Genomic DNA, 14,824 nt, shown 5'->3' on the forward strand with positions numbered 1-14,824 from the left:
TCCTCACAGGCCGCCTGCGTCGAAACTGTCGATATACTTGCGCCCGGCCGCCAGCGCCGAGGCTGTGGCATCGCTGACGCTCATCCGGCGCGACTTGGCCAGCTTGATCAGCATGGGCAGATTGGCGCCGTAAAGGATCCGCCGGTCGCCGGGCGCGCAGGCGCGGATCGACAGGTTCGAGGGCGAGCCGCCGAACATGTCGGTCACCACCACCACCCCGCCGCCCTCGTCGACCTCGTCCGCGGCGCGGCAGATCTCGTCCTGCTTGGCGGCGCGATCGTCGTCGGGCGCGATCGAGATGGCGCGTACACCGGGCTGCGGACCCACGACGTGTTCGACCGCGGCCAGGTATTCTCGCGCCAGCCCCCCATGCGCGACGATGACGATTCCGATCACGCGCCCGTTCCCGCTCGTCTTGCGGGCGCGCCCTGCGCCCGCCTCTCCAGTTCCCTATGCCTTATAGACACTTGCCATTCCGTTGCCGCAAGCCGTTTCGCCACGGCCTCGGCCACGGCGACCGAGCGGTGTTGCCCTCCGGTACAGCCGAAGCCGATCGAGATATGACTGCGGCCCTCGTCGCGATGGGCCGGCAGCACCAGTGCCGCGAGATCCGAGATCCGGTCGAGAAAGGCCGTAAAGCGCGGATCGTCCGCGACATGGGCGACGACCGCCGGATCGCGCCCGTCGAGCGCGCGCAAGGTCGGGTTCCAGTAGGGATTGCGCAGAAAGCGGCAATCGAAGGCCATGTCGAGCCCCAGGGGCAACCCCCGCTTGTAAGAGAACGAATGCAGCGAAACCGCCAGCGGTGCGGCCCCGCCGGGGGCGAAACGCGCGGTCATCTCGGCGCGGAACTCGTGGATCGTGAGATCCGAGGTGTCGATCAGGCTGCTCGCCAGTTCGCGGATCGGGCCGAGGATATCGAGCTCGCGCGCGACCCCTTCCGCCGGGCTTTCGGCCGGGGCCATCGGATGGCGCCGCCGGGTTTCGGAAAAGCGGCGCAGCAACACATCGGGCCGGCAGTCGAGATACAGCACATCGGCCTCGAGCCCCGGGGCCGCCGCCAGCGCCCGGATCAGATCGGCCAGCGCCCGGGCCGAAAAGTCGCGGGTACGGATATCGACGCCCAGGGCCAGCGACGGCCCCGGCATCGGGCCGTCCAGAAGGCGCGGGATCAGCGAAATCGGCAGGTTGTCGATGGCCTCGAACCCCAGATCCTCAAGCACGTTCAGCGCCGTCGACCGCCCGGCCCCGGACGCACCCGTCACCAGCACGATGCGCTGTGGGCGGGGGCCCGGCTCGGTCTCGGCGGCGTTGGACATCAGAAGCGGGGTCCGGCGATGAGGCAATGCAGGATAGCTGCGGGAAAATATGGCCGATCCACGCGGCGAAGCAAGGGCAGCGACATGCCGAGGATCTCGATCTCGCGCGGCGGCGGCATCCTGTCGGTCTCGGCCATGTCAAGATCGACGGCCAGCACCACCGGTGCGGAGGCGACGGTTTCAGTGCGAAGGAGCCCCACGCCCCGCGCCTCGATCAGACCGCGGATCGCCTTGGGGCTGGAGGCGACAAGACCCTCGGGGCTGCGGGTCAGCACCGTGCGGTCATCCGCGACAAGGGTCGCGCCCAGCGCCATCAGTTGCAGCGCCAGAGCCGACTTGCCCGAGCCCGAGGCCCCCCGGATCAGGACCGCGCGGCCGCGATGGACGACTGTGCTGGCATGGAGGATGCAGGTCTCGGGGGCGGGCATGACAGCTGCGGCAGTCTCCGGCGGGGGCGGGCATCAGATCGGCAGACCCACGACGAAACGGGCGCCCAGTTGTTCCGAAGTCAGGTCGGCCTCGGTCGGGCGGATATTCTCGGCCCATATCACACCGCCATGAGCTTCGACGATCTGTTTCGAGATGGCAAGTCCCAGGCCGGAATGGTTGCCGAACTGACCGGCCGGGCGTTCGGAGTAGAACCGGTTGAAAATCTTGGTCAAGGCCTGCTCGGGAATGCCCGGGCCGGTATCCTCGACCACCACCAGAACCCGGTTGTCGCGCTTGCGCGCCCAGATCCGGACGGCATCGCCGGTTTCGCAGAACGAAATCGCGTTGGTGATCAGGTTGACGAAGACCTGCGCCAGCCGCGCCTCGAGCCCCTGGATCTGGATCGGATCGGGTGGCAGATCGGCGATGAAGTCGATCCCGCGTTCGCGCGCCTGCTGGCCCAGATGGTCCGCAAGCCCGCGCAGCAGCCGCACCAGATCGACTGTCGTCTCCTCTTCCTTGACCAGTTCGCTGTCGAGCCGGGAGGCGTTCGAGATGTCGCTGACCAGGCGGTCGAGGCGGCGCACGTCATGTTCGATCACGTCGAGCAGCTTGGCGCGCTGGTCCTCGCGCCGCGCCACGCGCAACGTGCCGGTGGCCGAGCGCAGGCTGGCCAGCGGGTTCTTGATTTCATGCGCGACATCGGCGGCGAATTGTTCGTTGGCGTCGATCCGGTCGTAAAGCGCGGCCACCATGCCGCGCAGCGCAGCCGACAGGCGGCCGATCTCGTCCGGGCGGGCGCTGAGATCGGGGATTCGCACGCGCCCGGGGCTCATCGAGCGGGCATTGCGGTCCTGTCCGATCTCGGCGGCCGCGGCCAGTTCGGACAAAGGGTTGGCAATGGTCGAGGCCAGCACGAGGCTGAGCCCGATCGACACCAGAATGGCGATCACGAAGACCTGAAGGACCTGCTCGCGCTCGATCCGGACCAGCCAGTCAATCTCGCCGCTGGCCGAGACCATGGCGACCACGCCGACCACGCGGCCCTCCTGCAGGATCGGGGTGGTGACGGTGAAGGTGGTGCGGTTCTCGGCGTCGACCCCGGTCTGAAGCTGCGGTCCCTCCGTCAGGGTGGCCGCGACCTGATCCTTGAGCTGGACGCGCGGATCCACCGTATCCGGGGCGAGACGATCGCTGCCCGAAAGGCTCAGGATCGTTTCCCAGACCCGGTAGAGCGCATCGGTGATCATGGTGATCCGGCCGTCATCCTCGTAGCCGTCCACCGGCCAGTCGGCCCGCTTGACCCCCGTCGCCCGGCCGACAAGGCCCCGCGTGGTGTCGAAGACATAGACCTCGGCCCCCGGGGCCAGTTCCAGCGCGTCGAGCGTGGCCCCGACGTCGAGCCCGTCCGAGGTGGCCAGGTCAACTGCGGCACCCTGGGGGATCTGCGCCTCGAACACATCGGCGATCAGCTTGGTCTCGGCCACCATCCCGCTTTCGCGCAGGCTCAGCAGACTGTCACGGGCGGGGTTGAGATAGAGCACCCCGGAGATCAGTACGATCTGGGCGATCAGGTTGGCGGCAATGATCCGGCGCGCCAGCGGCGAGCGGTTCAGCGAAATGAGGCTCCGGCTTGGCAGGGGCGACCGGCGGCGGTCGATCTCGCGCCCGCCCACCCAGCCATAGGGATCGTCGCCGAACCCGGCCTCGTCAACTGCCATCCGCTTGCTGTCGCGCACAGGCTCTGTCCCCGGACCGTCGGCCTATTCCTCGTTGTAGCGGTAGCCGATGCCGTACAGGGTCTCGATCGCCGAGAAGTCGGAATCGACCTGACGCATCTTCTTGCGCAGCCGTTTGATGTGGCTGTCGATGGTGCGGTCGTCGACATAGACCTGATCGTCATAGGCCACATCCATCAGCTGGTCGCGGCTTTTCACGAAGCCGGGGCGCTGGGCGAGCGCCTGCAACAGCAGGAATTCGGTCACGGTCAGCGACACATCCATGCCTTTCCAGGTCACCGAATGGCGCAGCGGGTCCATGGCGAGCTGGCCGCGCACCATCGACTTGCTTTCCTCGGGCGTGGGCCCGGCATCGGCGGCGATGACCTCCTGCCGACGCAGGAGCGCGCGGATGCGCTCGACCAGAAGCCGTTGCGAGAAGGGCTTCTTGACATAGTCGTCGGCGCCCATCCTGAGGCCCAGGACCTCGTCGATCTCGTCGTCCTTCGAGGTCAGGAAGATCACCGGCATCGAGCTTTTCTGGCGCACCCGCTGCAGCAGATCCATTCCGTCCATCCGGGGCATCTTGATGTCGAAAACGGCCATGTCGGGCATGCGCTTGCTGAATGCGTCCAGCGCCGCCTGGCCGTCATTGTAGGTTTCCACCTCGAACCCTTCGGCCTCGAGCGTCATGGAAACGGAGGTGAGGATGTTCCGATCATCGTCGACGAGCGCAATCCTAGACATGGGAGAGTTCCTTATCCTGTCCACAAGCGGAACCAATTGAATCTACGCAACATTTACTCACGCCACAGCTCGAATCGCAGGCCCGTTGCGAATCGCAGCATTACATTGCGGCACATTGAAGCCGGAAAACGTTTACCTAACCGCTAACACTCTCCGGGGCCGGGTCCGTGCAGGCCGCGAACGAATTTTATCAATCCGCGCAAAATGGTTGCGCTATCAGTAAAAAAATCGAACTATGATTGCGCTAACGCCTCTCCGGTCCCTGTTGTTTCATGGAAACGTCATGGTATAGCCGCGCCGACCGAAGTGCGGTGGCAAGGAGCACAGACCATGGAATTCGGACGTGTGAACCCCAATCAGCGCCTTGAGACCCAGGGCATCGAAGGGCTGAACAAGGTCTATTACAACCTCTTGGAACCGGCGTTGGTCGAAGAGGCCCTCAAGCGCAACGAAGGCACGCTGGGCCAGGGCGGCAGCTTCCTCGTGACCACCGGCGTCCATACCGGCCGGTCGCCCAAGGACAAGCACGTCGTGCGCACGCCGGACGTGGTCGAGCATATCTGGTGGGAAAACAACCGCCCGATGGAGCCCGAGGCCTTCGACCGCCTGCATGCCGACATGCTGGCGCATCTGAAGGGTCGCGAGGTCTTCGTCGAGGATCTTTATGCCGGCGCCGATCCCGACAACCGTCTGGATGTGCGGATCGTCACCGAGATGGCCTGGCACGGCCTGTTCTCGCGCCACCTGCTGCGCCGTCCCGCGCTGGAACAGCTCGACAGCTTCGTGCCCGAATTCACGATCATCAACTGCCCCAGCTTCAAGGCCGACCCCGAGCGCCACGGCTGCCGCACCAAGACCGTGGTCGCGCTGAACTTCGCCAAGAAGCTGATCCTGATCGGCGACACCGAATATGCGGGCGAGATCAAGAAATCGGTCTTCACCCTGATGAACTACATCCTGCCCGGCAAGGGCATCATGGCGATGCACTGCTCGGCCAACCATGCCAAGGACAATCCGGTCGACACGGCGATCTTCTTCGGCCTGTCGGGCACCGGCAAGACCACGCTGTCGGCAGACCCGGCCCGCACCCTGATCGGCGACGACGAGCATGGCTGGTCGGATAACGGCACCTTCAACTTCGAAGGCGGCTGCTATGCCAAGACCATCAGCCTGAGCCCCGAGGCCGAGCCCGAGATCTACGCCACCACGTCGAAATTCTCGACCGTGATCGAGAACATGGTGTTCGACCCGCATACCAAGGAACTGGATTTCGAGGATGACAGCCTGACCGCGAACATGCGGTGCGCCTATCCGCTGGACTACATCTCGAACGCCTCCGAGACCTCGCTGGGCGGGCATCCGAAGAACATCATCATGCTGACCTGCGACGCCTTCGGGGTTCTGCCCCCGATCGCCCGGCTGACGCCCGCGCAGGCGATGTACCACTTCCTGTCGGGCTTCACCTCGAAGGTTGCGGGCACCGAGAAAGGCGTGACCGAGCCCGAGCCCACCTTCTCGACCTGCTTCGGCGCGCCCTTCATGCCGCGTCGCCCCGAGGCCTACGGCAACCTCCTGCGCGACAAGATCGCCAAGCATGGCGCGACCTGCTGGCTGGTCAATACCGGCTGGACCGGCGGCGCCCATGGCACCGGCTCGCGGATGCCGATCAAGGCCACCCGCGCCCTGCTGACCGCGGCGCTCGACGGGTCGCTGAACGATGCCGAGTTCCGCAAGGACCCGAATTTCGGCTTCGAGGTCCCGCTGGCGGTGCATGACGTGCCCGAGGTCCTGCTGGACCCGCGCCGCACCTGGGCCGACCCGGAGGCCTATGACGCGCAGGCGCAGAAACTGGTCAGGATGTTCTCGGAGAACTTCGCCCAGTACCTGCCCTTCATCGACGAGGACGTGAAGGAAGCCGCCATCGGCTGAGCCTTCGGTCCTGAAGTCAAATGAAAAGGCCCGGTCTAGCGACCGGGCCTTTGCCGTTTCCCTTGGCCGCCTTGCGGCGCCGATCGGGTATTTGCACCAAGAAGAAGATCAGTCTTGCGCCCAGCGGTCGAGCGCGGTTTCGTCCGCGTCCTTCGCCGCGACCCAGGCCGCGCCGTCGGCGCCGAATTCCTTCTTCCAGAACGGCGCGCGGGACTTGAGGTAGTCCATCAGGAATTCGGCTGCCGCGAAGGCATCGGCGCGGTGAGGGGCGGCGGTCGCGACCATCATGATCGTTTCGCCGGGCGTCAGGCTGCCATGGCGGTGGATGACGAGGCAGTCGAGAAGCCCGAAACGCCTCGTCGCCTCGGCGGCGATGGTCTCGAGAGCGCGTTCGGTCATGCCGGGGTAATGTTCGAGCACCATCCGGGCGAGCCCGCCGTCGTCGCGCACGATCCCGGCGAAGGTGACGATGGCGCCCGCGTCGCGGCGGCCCCTGGCGAAGGCGCCAGCCTCGGCGCCGAAATCGAACGGGGCGGCCTGGACGCGGATGTCCATCTTACCCGCCGGTCATCGGCGGGAAGAAGGCCACTTCGCGTACACCTGCAAGCGGCGCATCGAAATCTGCGAGATCCTGATCGACCGCGACCCGCAGCGCCGAGAGATCGGCGAAGGCGGCGGCATAGCGGTCCTCACGGGCCGAGAGTTCCTCGACCAGCGCCGCGACGGTCGGGGCCGCGGTCTCGATCCGCTCTTTCGGCAGGCCGATGCGTTCGCGGACCCAGGCAAAATAGAGCACGTCGATCATCGCGCCTGTTCATCCCTCAGATAGGGCCAGGACTTGGCGAAATAGTCGGCCCCGGTGATCAGGGTCAGCGCGGCGGCGGCCAGCAGCAGCGCGGTGCCGAGCCCCTCGATGGCGGCATGGGGCAGGATGCCATGGGCGATCAGCACCGAGATCGCGATCATCTGCACCGTCGTCTTCCATTTGGCGAGCTTGGTGACCTTCAGCCGTCCGGCCTGGGCGCCGAGAAATTCGCGCAGGCCCGAGACGAACACCTCGCGGAAGACGATCACCGTCGCGGCGAGCGTCAGCCAGGTCGGCATGCCGAACTTGGCCACCACAACCAGAAGGGCCGCCAGGACCATCGCCTTGTCTGCGATGGGGTCGATCATGGCGCCGAAGCGGCTGGTCAACTGCCAGCGCCGGGCGACATAGCCATCAACCCAGTCGGTGACCGAAGCCCCGACGAAAAGCACCAGCGCCACCCAGTCGGCGACAGGGCTGTCCCAGAGGAAATAGACCAGAGGGAACAGCGGCGCGGCCGCAAGGCGCAGCACCGACAGGATATTGGGGAGAGTCCATCTCATGGCCGGGTCATAGCGCGTCAGCCGCGCTCATGGAAGAAGCCGTAGATGGTTTCGGCAAGGCTGTCGGAAATTCCCTCGACCGCCTTGAGGTCGGCGAGGCCCGCGCGGCCGACCGCCTTGGCGCTGCCGAAATGGGTCAGAAGCGCGCGTTTGCGGGTGGCGCCGACGCCCGGGATCTCGTCCAGGGGCGTCGCGCCCATTGCCTTGGCGCGTTTCGCCCGGTGGGTGCCGATGGCAAAGCGGTGGGCCTCGTCGCGCAGGCGCTGCACGAAGTAAAGCACCGGGTCGTTATGCCTCAGCGCGAAGGGGCGTTCGCCGGGGCGGTGGAACTCTTCCTTGCCGGCATCGCGGTCGATGCCCTTGGCGACCCCAACGACGGGCAGGTCCTCGACGCCCAGATCGGCCATGATCTCGGCCACGGCCCCCACCTGCCCGGCGCCGCCGTCGATCAGCAGCAGATCGGGCCAGGTCTCGCTCGCGCGGTCGGGATCTTCCTTCAGAAGGCGCTGGAACCGGCGGGTCAGGACCTCCTTCATCATGCCGAAATCGTCGCCCGGAGTCAGGCTGTCGCCGCGGATGTTGAACTTGCGGTACTGACTTTTCAGAAAGCCCTCGGGGCCGGCCACGACCATCGCGCCCACCGCATGGCTGCCCTGGATATGCGAGTTGTCGTAGATCTCGACCCGCTTTGGCGGCGCGTCCAAAGCAAACGCCTCGGCCAGGCCCGCCAGCAGCTTGCCCTGCGCCGCAGATTCGGCCATCCGCCGCCCGAGGCTTTCGCGGGCGTTGCGGGTCGCGTTCTCGACCAGTTCGGCCTTCTCGCCCCTCTGGGGCACGGACAGCTCGACCCGGCGTCCGGCCTTCTGCGACAGCGCCTCGGCCATCAGGTCGCGGTCCTCGATGTCATGGGACAGCAGGATCAGCCGGGGCGGCTCCTTGTTGTCGTAGAACTGGCCGAGGAAGCCTTGCAGCAGTTCCGGCGCCTCGGCGCCGCTGCCGGTCTTCGGGTAATAGTCGCGGTTGCCCCAGTTCTGGTGCGCCCGGATGAAGAAGACCTGCACGCAGGCCTGCCCGCCTTCCATATGCAACGCCACCACATCGGCCTCGGCCACGCCACGCGGGTTGATGCCCTGTGCCGATTGCACCTGGGTCAGCGCGCGGATGCGGTCGCGCAGCCCGGCCGCGCGCTCGAACTCCATCGCGTCCGAGGCCTGCTGCATCTCGGCCGCCAATGCCTCCTGCAGGCCCGAAGACTTGCCCTTCAGGAAATCCTCGGCATCCCGCACCGCGGCCGCATAGTCCGCCTCGGAGATCCGTCCGACGCAGGGCCCGCTGCAGCGCTTGATCTGGAACAGCAGGCAGGGGCGGCTGCGGCTTTCAAAGACCGAATCGGTGCAATTCCGCAGCAGGAACACCTTTTGCAACTGGTTCAGCGTCCGGTTCACCGCGCCCGCGCTGGCGAAGGGACCGAAATAGGCGCCCTTCTCGGTTCGGGCGCCGCGATGTTTGCGGATCTGCGGAAAGGCATGGTCCTTGGCCACCAGGATATTCGGAAAGCTCTTGTCGTCGCGCAGAAGCACGTTGTAGCGCGGCTTGAGCTGCTTGATGAGGTTCTGCTCCAGAAGCAGCGCTTCGGTTTCGGTCCGCGTCGTCAGAAACATCATCGACGCGGTTTCCGAAATCATCCGCGAGATCCGGCCGCTATGGCCCGACGGCTTGGCGTAGTTCGACACCCGCTTCCTGAGGTTGCGCGCCTTGCCGACGTAAAGCACCCGGCTTTCGGAATCGAGCATCCGATAGACGCCCGGCGAATTGTCAAGCGTCGCCAGATAGGACTGGACGCAGGCATGGCCTCGGGGGCGCGGGGCGGTATCGGGGTCGGCGGTCGGGGTCATCGCTCAGAGATCGTGATTCCGGAGACTGCCTGCAATGGGCAACAGCCGGAGGCAAGGGGAAACAAATCCACGACTTCTGTGGATAAGGTTGCGGATAAGCTGCGGGCGTCTCGAAATTTTCATTGTTTTCCGCCCAACTCCTCGGTTTGCCCACTTTTTGGGCGGCTTTTCAAGATATTGATTTCAAATGAAATTTTTTGGCGTCATGGCAAAACGTTGATATTGTTTAAGAAATCATTACGAAACTGTGACGCTCACATGACGCGTGGAAAAGCTCACGCAGCGGCGCCTGCAAGGGCTCTGCACACACGCGATCCCGGGCCCGGATCACCCTGAAAGATGGACGTCGCCGACGCAGATCACTTGCCCCGTGACGGCCTTCGCCGCCAGCAGATAGCCGAGCGCGGCCGCGGCATCCCCGCAGCCCGCAAGCCCCTTCGGCTCGCTGCCCCGCCCCGTGACCGGGGTCGTGCTGGCCCGGAACGCCGCGTAGGGGGCGTCGGCGCACCGGGTCCCGCGCAGGGCTTCGCCCACGGCGATCGCATTCACCCGGATCGCGGGGGCAAGCGCCTGGGCAGCCGTCCGGGTCAGAGCCCAAAGTCCCGTCTCGGCGAGGGTGTAGGTCAGGAAATCAGGCGTGGGGCCCAGCACCTGCCGGTCGATGACGTTGACGACCAGACCTTCGGACAGCGCTTCGCCCGCAGCGTCGCGTCCGGCCTCGGGCGCCTGGGCGGCGAAGGTCTGCATCAGCACGAAGGGCGCCCGCAAATTGGCCCCGATATGGCGGTCCCAGCTCTGGCGGGTCGCGGTCGAAAACGTGTCATGTTCGAAGACCGAGGCCGCGGTGGTCAGCACTGTCATCGGCCCGCCCAACGCCTCGGCCGCGCGGGGCACCAGGGCAGAGGCCGCAGCCTCGTCGAGGAGATCGGCGTCGAGCGCCACCGCGACGCGCCCCAGGGCGCGGATCTCGGCGACCGTCCGGGCGGCGACCTCCGGGTCGCCCGCACAGTGCAGCGCGACGTCATGGCCCTCTCTGGCCAGATGCACCGCCAGCGCCACGACCACCCCCGGTGCGCCGCCGGTGACGAGCGCCCGGCCGGTCACAGCAAGAGCACCCCGGCATAGGCCGCGTAAAGCAGGAAGAACAACGCCCCCCAGGCGCGGCCCAGGGCCAGCTTCCAGACCACGAAGGGCGTCAGCAGAAGCGCCGCCCCCAGCATGATCCACAAGTCGAAGCGCAACATCTCGGGCGGCACCGCGATGTCGCCGAAGAAGCTTGCCATGCCGATGATGGCCAGCAGGTTGAACATGTTCGACCCGATCACGTTGCCCATCGCCACGTCGGCCTGGCGGCGCAACGCTGCCATCACCGTCGTCGCCAGTTCGGGCAGCGAGGTCCCGACCGCGACCAGCGTCAGGCCGATCACCGTATCGGACACGCCAATCTCTTGCGCGATGCTGATCGAGGCATCGACCAGCAGATCTGCCCCCAGCGGCAGGCCCAGAAGCCCCAGAACCAGAAACATGCCGATCTTGAACCAGCCCAGCGACGGGTCGGCGCCTTCGACCTCTTCAGTCTCGTCCGACGCCGTGCATCGGGCGGCCTCGGCCGCGACCGCAGCCTCGCGGCGATGGTTGCGCGCCGACAGGAACGCATCGACCAGCACAAAGCCCAGCGCCAGCATCAGCCCGATGCCGTGGATCCAGGTGATCGGCCCGATCATGCAGACGAAGAGGAAGAAAAGCGTCGATCCGACCATCAGCGCATAGGTGCGCCGGGTGTCGCATTCATCGGTGCGAATGCCGGTCATCAGGGCCGGTATCCCCAGCACCAGCAGCACATTGGCAATGTTCGACCCGACCACGTTGCCCATGGCGATGCCGGGCGAATTGTCCAGAACGGCCTTGATCGAGATCAGCAATTCGGGCGCCGAGGTCCCGAAGGCGACGATCGTCAGGCTGACGATCAGCGCCGGAACCCCAAGGCGCAACGAAAGGTTCACCGCGCCCTTGACCAGACTGTCCCCGGCCAGCAGCAACAGGGCCAGGCCCAATCCCGCATTCAGCAGATCGCTTGCCATCCGGCCCTACCCCTTGCCGCAGGGGCAGGGCCCGCTGCCGATCCTGAACCGCCCGCACTGCGGGCATCGAACGGGGCGGCGGCGCCCCAGGGCGCGCGCCCCGCCGCGCGGGCGCGGCAGACGCAGCTTTCCGAACATGCCGAGAACGGCCATTCCGACGAGAAACAGAAGCGCGACCTTCAGCAGCATGGACTAGAGACCGTACCGCGACCAGAGAAGCCGCGCCTCGACCTCGTCCACCACGGCGGCAACGCCCGGGGCGCCCAGCCGCGACAGGAGCCCCCGCCGCGGCGCATGCAGCGCAAAGCGCACCTTGTCGCCGAAGCGCTCCTTCATCTTGGGCACCAGATGCCCGATGCCGTCGGCCAGACCGACCTCGACGGCCTGTTGCCCGACCCAGACATCGCCGGTGAAGAGATCGCGGTCGGTCTTCAGCCGGTCGCCGCGCCGGGCCCGCACATGTGCCTTGAACGCGTCGTGAATGGGCTCCTGCAGCTTGATCAGCCGGGCCACATCCTCGGGCTTCTCGGGCTTGAACGGATCGAGAAAGCTCTTGCTTTCGCCCGCCGTATGGACCCGCCGCTCGACCCCGTAGCGCGCGATCAGATCCTGAAAGCCGAACCCGGCATAAATCACCCCGATGGACCCTGCGATCGACGAGGCATCGAGCCAGATCTCGTCGCCCGCGCAGGCCAGCCAATAGCCGCCCGACGCGGCCACGTCCTCGACAAAGCTGATGACGGGCGTGTCGCGTTCCTCGGCCAGCCGCCGGACGCGCGCGGCGATCAACGCGCTTTGCGCGGGCGACCCACCCGGCGAATTCACGATCAGGGCGACCGCATCGGGCTTGCCCTTCTTGAAGGCGCGCTCGATCACCGGAGCGAGCGCGGCATCGGACAGCGTGTTTCCGCGGGCCGACGCGGCAATCGTGCCGGAAAGACGGACAACCGAGACGAGCGGATCTGATTTGACGAAGGGAAGCCACCGTTTCATGTCTTCGCATGTAGAGCGGCGGAAAGCGACGAACAAGACATGGCCGCAATTGTGCTGCGATTGCAGCGGCACGCCTTGGCGTCAGTCGGGCACCTGTACCCGCGATCTGTGCCATTCCCGGCCGCACGCACGGCGCCAGACCGTCTTTGACCGCCCCGCCCGGCCCGGCGGCAAGCGTCAGGCCCTCTCGGGGCTTCGGACGGCCAACGGCCTCGGCGCCCCCCCCCGGCGATGGGCGAGACCGGCCCGGCCGGACGCGGCGTCTGCAAGGGGTCCCCGGCGAACCGGGACCTGACAGGGGTCTTTGGAAGAACGATCTGGCCGCGGGGCGGCGTCGGATGGCACCGGGTCTGAACCGGTTCCACCGGGCCGTTGCGATCAGACCTTGCGCTCGGTCCGGTTCAGGTACCGGCACTGCCAGCGCGAGACCGTCCAGTTCGGATGGTCGCGCACCCATTTCGCAAGCTCGGGCTGGGCGCCCATCATACAGGACATCGGCGAGACATCGGTGAAGATCAGGCTGCGCTCTTCGCAATTGGTCTGCGACAGGCTCACGCACGCAACAAACAGCAATTCGACCATGGCGGGACCTCGATTGTCAATTCAGCCCTTGGTATTGCATCTTTCCATTTTGGAACGGTTAAACTTCCAGCCGGACCGTTCCAGGAGAAGCCGGTGTCTCCGACCGTGCAAATCACGGAGAATCCCGAAAACGTGCCTCTTTGCTCGGCGCATGCCTCATCTTCGGGCGCCTTTGCTGCAACGCAGCATGATCCTGCCGCGCCGCCGCGCCGGGCCGTTTCGCTGAAGACGAAACTCGCGGCCGGGGCCGGCATGATCGGACTGGTTGCGCTTCTGTCGAGCGCGCTGACCGTGGTCGGCATGGACCGGGTCGGCGACCGGATCGCGGCATCGCTGCAGGCCGAACGCCGCCTTGCGCGCTATGCGGTGCTTTCGACCGAAGCCTCGACCTTCCTCGTCGTGGCGGCCGAGGCGATCCAGTCCGGCCTGCCCCCCGAGGCCCGCGCGGCCCGGCTTTCACCGGCGGCCGCGGACCTTGACCGGACGTTCGATCTAATGCGTTCGGACCTTGCGGCGGCCGTGGACGAGGCTGCGGCTCTCGGGCTTGCCGAACAGTCGCGCCGCGCCAGCCAGGGCATTGCCATCGCGCGGATGGAGGCCCTCTTCCGGACAGCCCGCGCCGGGCTGGCCTCGGACACCCGGGACCGCGAGCGGCTGCAAGGCGTCCTGAACGGCTTTGCCCATGCGTTCGACCCGCTGCTGAACGAGGCAGTCGGCGACGAGATCCGCACCCGCGACGCGATCCTGACCCGGATCGCCGCCCTGCGCCGGTCCCTGACCGGGCTTGCGCTCGCGGTCGCGGCACTGGCGGCGTTGATGGTGGGCGGGTTCTATCTGGGCCTCCTGCGCCCGCAATTCGACCGGCTCGACCGCGCCCGCCAGGCGACGCGCCGGATCGGCGCGGGCGATTTCGCCCCCGATCTGCCGGAACGCACCGCCGACGAGATCGGCCAGCTTTTCGCCGAGACCAACCGCGCGGCAACGGCGCTGGCCTGCGACCGCGCCCGGCTGAACGACACGATCCGCGCCCGCACCGAGGATCTGCGCGCCGCCAATGCCGCGCTGGCCCGCATCGACGCGGATCGCCGCCGCTTCTTCGCCGATATCAGCCACGAGCTGCGCACGCCGCTGACCGTGATCCTTATGGAGGCCGAGCTGGGGCTGAAGGGGGCTGCCCCGCAGGACGCCTTCGCCACCATCCAGGCGCGGGCACAGCGGCTGAGCCGGCGGATCGACGACCTGCTGCGGGTCGCGCGGTCCGAAAGCGGTCGGATCGAGCTGTGCCCCGAGCCGATGGATCTGCGGATCGCGCTGGCCGAGGCGCTGGCCGAGACGCGAGCCGAGCTTGAGGCGGCCGGGCTTGAGGTGACAGTGGTGCCGGGGTCCGCCCTTCGGGCAACGGGCGATCCCAACTGGGTGCGCCAGGTGATCGCGGGTCTTGCGCGCAACGTCCTGCGCCACGCCCGCGAGGGCGGCCGGGTCGCGTTCTCGGTCGGACCAGAGGCGGGCTATGGCTGCGTCCGGGTCGTCGATAACGGCCCCGGCATCCCGCAGAAGGACAGGGCCCGCGTTCTGGAGCGGTTCGGCCGCGGCAGCGCCGCCCCGCCCGGCGAAGGCTTCGGCATCGGGCTGGCGCTGGCCCGCTGGGTGCTGGAACAACAGGGGGGCCACATCGCGATCGAAAGCCCTGTGCCGGACGGCTTTCGCCTCGGCACGGCCCCGGGTACGCTGGTCGGCGCCTATGTGCCCCTTGTCGACTGAGC

15 protein-coding genes are annotated in these 14,824 nt (G+C 66.8%); 2 read left to right on the top strand and 13 right to left on the bottom strand.

Going from position 1 to position 14,824, the window contains the following annotated elements:
* Positions 1-3: 3 nt before the first annotated feature.
* Genes EV657_RS09490 through EV657_RS09510 form a run of 5 tightly spaced genes read right to left on the bottom strand, consistent with a single transcriptional unit; the run spans position 4 to position 4,213 of the window.
* Positions 4-396 (bottom strand): PTS sugar transporter subunit IIA, encoded by a 393-nt coding sequence (locus EV657_RS09490; RefSeq protein WP_075784632.1) that lies wholly within the window; start codon positions 394-396, stop codon positions 4-6.
* Positions 393-1,319, bottom strand: coding sequence for an RNase adapter RapZ (gene rapZ / locus EV657_RS09495; protein WP_134077736.1), 927 nt, complete (start codon positions 1,317-1,319; stop codon positions 393-395). The genes EV657_RS09490 and rapZ overlap by 4 nt, the downstream gene beginning before the upstream one ends.
* Positions 1,319-1,747, bottom strand: a complete 429-nt coding sequence (locus EV657_RS09500; RefSeq protein WP_113668999.1) for an HPr kinase/phosphorylase — start codon at positions 1,745-1,747, stop codon at positions 1,319-1,321. The genes rapZ and EV657_RS09500 overlap by 1 nt, the downstream gene beginning before the upstream one ends.
* Before the next feature lie 33 nt (positions 1,748-1,780).
* Positions 1,781-3,469 (bottom strand): sensor histidine kinase, encoded by a 1,689-nt coding sequence (locus EV657_RS09505; protein WP_113669028.1) that lies wholly within the window; start codon positions 3,467-3,469, stop codon positions 1,781-1,783.
* Between the two features lie 42 nt (positions 3,470-3,511).
* A complete protein-coding gene (locus EV657_RS09510; protein ID WP_075784628.1) occupies positions 3,512-4,213 on the bottom strand; it encodes a response regulator transcription factor in 702 nt (233 codons plus the stop codon).
* 330 nt (positions 4,214-4,543) lie between these two features.
* Here EV657_RS09510 and EV657_RS09515 point away from each other — a divergent pair, with 330 nt between their 5' ends.
* Positions 4,544-6,142 carry a phosphoenolpyruvate carboxykinase gene (locus EV657_RS09515; protein ID WP_134077737.1) on the top strand — a complete coding sequence of 533 codons (1,599 nt, stop codon included), beginning with the start codon at positions 4,544-4,546 and terminating at the stop codon, positions 6,140-6,142.
* Positions 6,143-6,250: 108 nt separating this feature from the next.
* Here EV657_RS09515 and EV657_RS09520 read toward each other — a convergent pair whose 3' ends face one another.
* From EV657_RS09520 to EV657_RS09560, 8 genes are all read right to left on the bottom strand, one after another.
* Positions 6,251-6,697 (bottom strand): molybdenum cofactor biosynthesis protein MoaE, encoded by a 447-nt coding sequence (locus tag EV657_RS09520; RefSeq protein ID WP_075784626.1) that lies wholly within the window; start codon positions 6,695-6,697, stop codon positions 6,251-6,253.
* Position 6,698: 1 nt separating this feature from the next.
* Positions 6,699-6,947 carry a molybdopterin converting factor subunit 1 gene (moaD, locus tag EV657_RS09525; protein ID WP_134077738.1) on the bottom strand — a complete coding sequence of 83 codons (249 nt, stop codon included), beginning with the start codon at positions 6,945-6,947 and terminating at the stop codon, positions 6,699-6,701.
* Positions 6,944-7,510: a CDP-diacylglycerol--glycerol-3-phosphate 3-phosphatidyltransferase gene (gene pgsA / locus EV657_RS09530; RefSeq protein WP_075784625.1), complete on the bottom strand. Its 567-nt coding sequence runs from the start codon at positions 7,508-7,510 to the stop codon at positions 6,944-6,946. Before pgsA ends, moaD begins: the two co-directional genes overlap by 4 nt.
* Before the next feature lie 17 nt (positions 7,511-7,527).
* A complete protein-coding gene (uvrC, locus tag EV657_RS09535) occupies positions 7,528-9,405 on the bottom strand; it encodes an excinuclease ABC subunit UvrC (RefSeq protein ID WP_075784624.1) in 1,878 nt (625 codons plus the stop codon).
* A gap of 327 nt (positions 9,406-9,732) precedes the next feature.
* The gene (locus EV657_RS09540; RefSeq protein ID WP_134077739.1) at positions 9,733-10,509 is read right to left on the bottom strand and encodes an SDR family NAD(P)-dependent oxidoreductase; all 777 of its coding nucleotides are present in this window, start codon (positions 10,507-10,509) and stop codon (positions 9,733-9,735) included.
* Entirely contained in the window at positions 10,506-11,486 is a 981-nt protein-coding gene (locus EV657_RS09545; RefSeq protein ID WP_075784622.1) for a calcium/sodium antiporter, read from the bottom strand. Before EV657_RS09545 ends, EV657_RS09540 begins: the two co-directional genes overlap by 4 nt.
* A gap of 192 nt (positions 11,487-11,678) precedes the next feature.
* Positions 11,679-12,479: a S49 family peptidase gene (locus EV657_RS09555; protein ID WP_113669002.1), complete on the bottom strand. Its 801-nt coding sequence runs from the start codon at positions 12,477-12,479 to the stop codon at positions 11,679-11,681.
* Positions 12,480-12,857: 378 nt separating this feature from the next.
* On the bottom strand, positions 12,858-13,061 hold the full coding sequence (locus EV657_RS09560) for a hypothetical protein (protein WP_134077740.1): 204 nt from the start codon (positions 13,059-13,061) through the stop codon (positions 12,858-12,860).
* A gap of 252 nt (positions 13,062-13,313) precedes the next feature.
* Here EV657_RS09560 and EV657_RS09565 point away from each other — a divergent pair, with 252 nt between their 5' ends.
* Entirely contained in the window at positions 13,314-14,822 is a 1,509-nt protein-coding gene (locus EV657_RS09565) for a sensor histidine kinase (RefSeq protein ID WP_134077741.1), read from the top strand.
* The last annotated feature ends 2 nt before the right edge of the window (positions 14,823-14,824 follow it).

Origin of the sequence: Rhodovulum visakhapatnamense (assembly GCF_004365965.1) — a bacterium.
GTDB classification, from domain to species: Bacteria; Pseudomonadota; Alphaproteobacteria; order Rhodobacterales; family Rhodobacteraceae; genus Rhodovulum; species Rhodovulum visakhapatnamense.

Coding starts and splice junctions, on each gene's coding strand:
- rapZ (WP_134077736.1), bottom strand. CDS start 1,319: ATGTCCAACGCCGCCGAGACCGAGCCGGGCCCCCGCCCACAGCGCATC.
- EV657_RS09500 (WP_113668999.1), bottom strand. CDS start 1,747: ATGCCCGCCCCCGAGACCTGCATCCTCCATGCCAGCACAGTCGTCCAT.
- EV657_RS09505 (WP_113669028.1), bottom strand. CDS start 3,469: ATGGCAGTTGACGAGGCCGGGTTCGGCGACGATCCCTATGGCTGGGTG.
- EV657_RS09510 (WP_075784628.1), bottom strand. CDS start 4,213: ATGTCTAGGATTGCGCTCGTCGACGATGATCGGAACATCCTCACCTCC.
- EV657_RS09515 (WP_134077737.1), top strand. CDS start 4,544: ATGGAATTCGGACGTGTGAACCCCAATCAGCGCCTTGAGACCCAGGGC.
- EV657_RS09520 (WP_075784626.1), bottom strand. CDS start 6,697: ATGGACATCCGCGTCCAGGCCGCCCCGTTCGATTTCGGCGCCGAGGCT.
- moaD (WP_134077738.1), bottom strand. CDS start 6,947: ATGATCGACGTGCTCTATTTTGCCTGGGTCCGCGAACGCATCGGCCTG.
- pgsA (WP_075784625.1), bottom strand. CDS start 7,510: ATGAGATGGACTCTCCCCAATATCCTGTCGGTGCTGCGCCTTGCGGCC.
- uvrC (WP_075784624.1), bottom strand. CDS start 9,405: ATGACCCCGACCGCCGACCCCGATACCGCCCCGCGCCCCCGAGGCCAT.
- EV657_RS09545 (WP_075784622.1), bottom strand. CDS start 11,486: ATGGCAAGCGATCTGCTGAATGCGGGATTGGGCCTGGCCCTGTTGCTG.
- EV657_RS09555 (WP_113669002.1), bottom strand. CDS start 12,479: ATGAAACGGTGGCTTCCCTTCGTCAAATCAGATCCGCTCGTCTCGGTT.
- EV657_RS09560 (WP_134077740.1), bottom strand. CDS start 13,061: ATGGTCGAATTGCTGTTTGTTGCGTGCGTGAGCCTGTCGCAGACCAAT.
- EV657_RS09565 (WP_134077741.1), top strand. CDS start 13,314: ATGATCGGACTGGTTGCGCTTCTGTCGAGCGCGCTGACCGTGGTCGGC.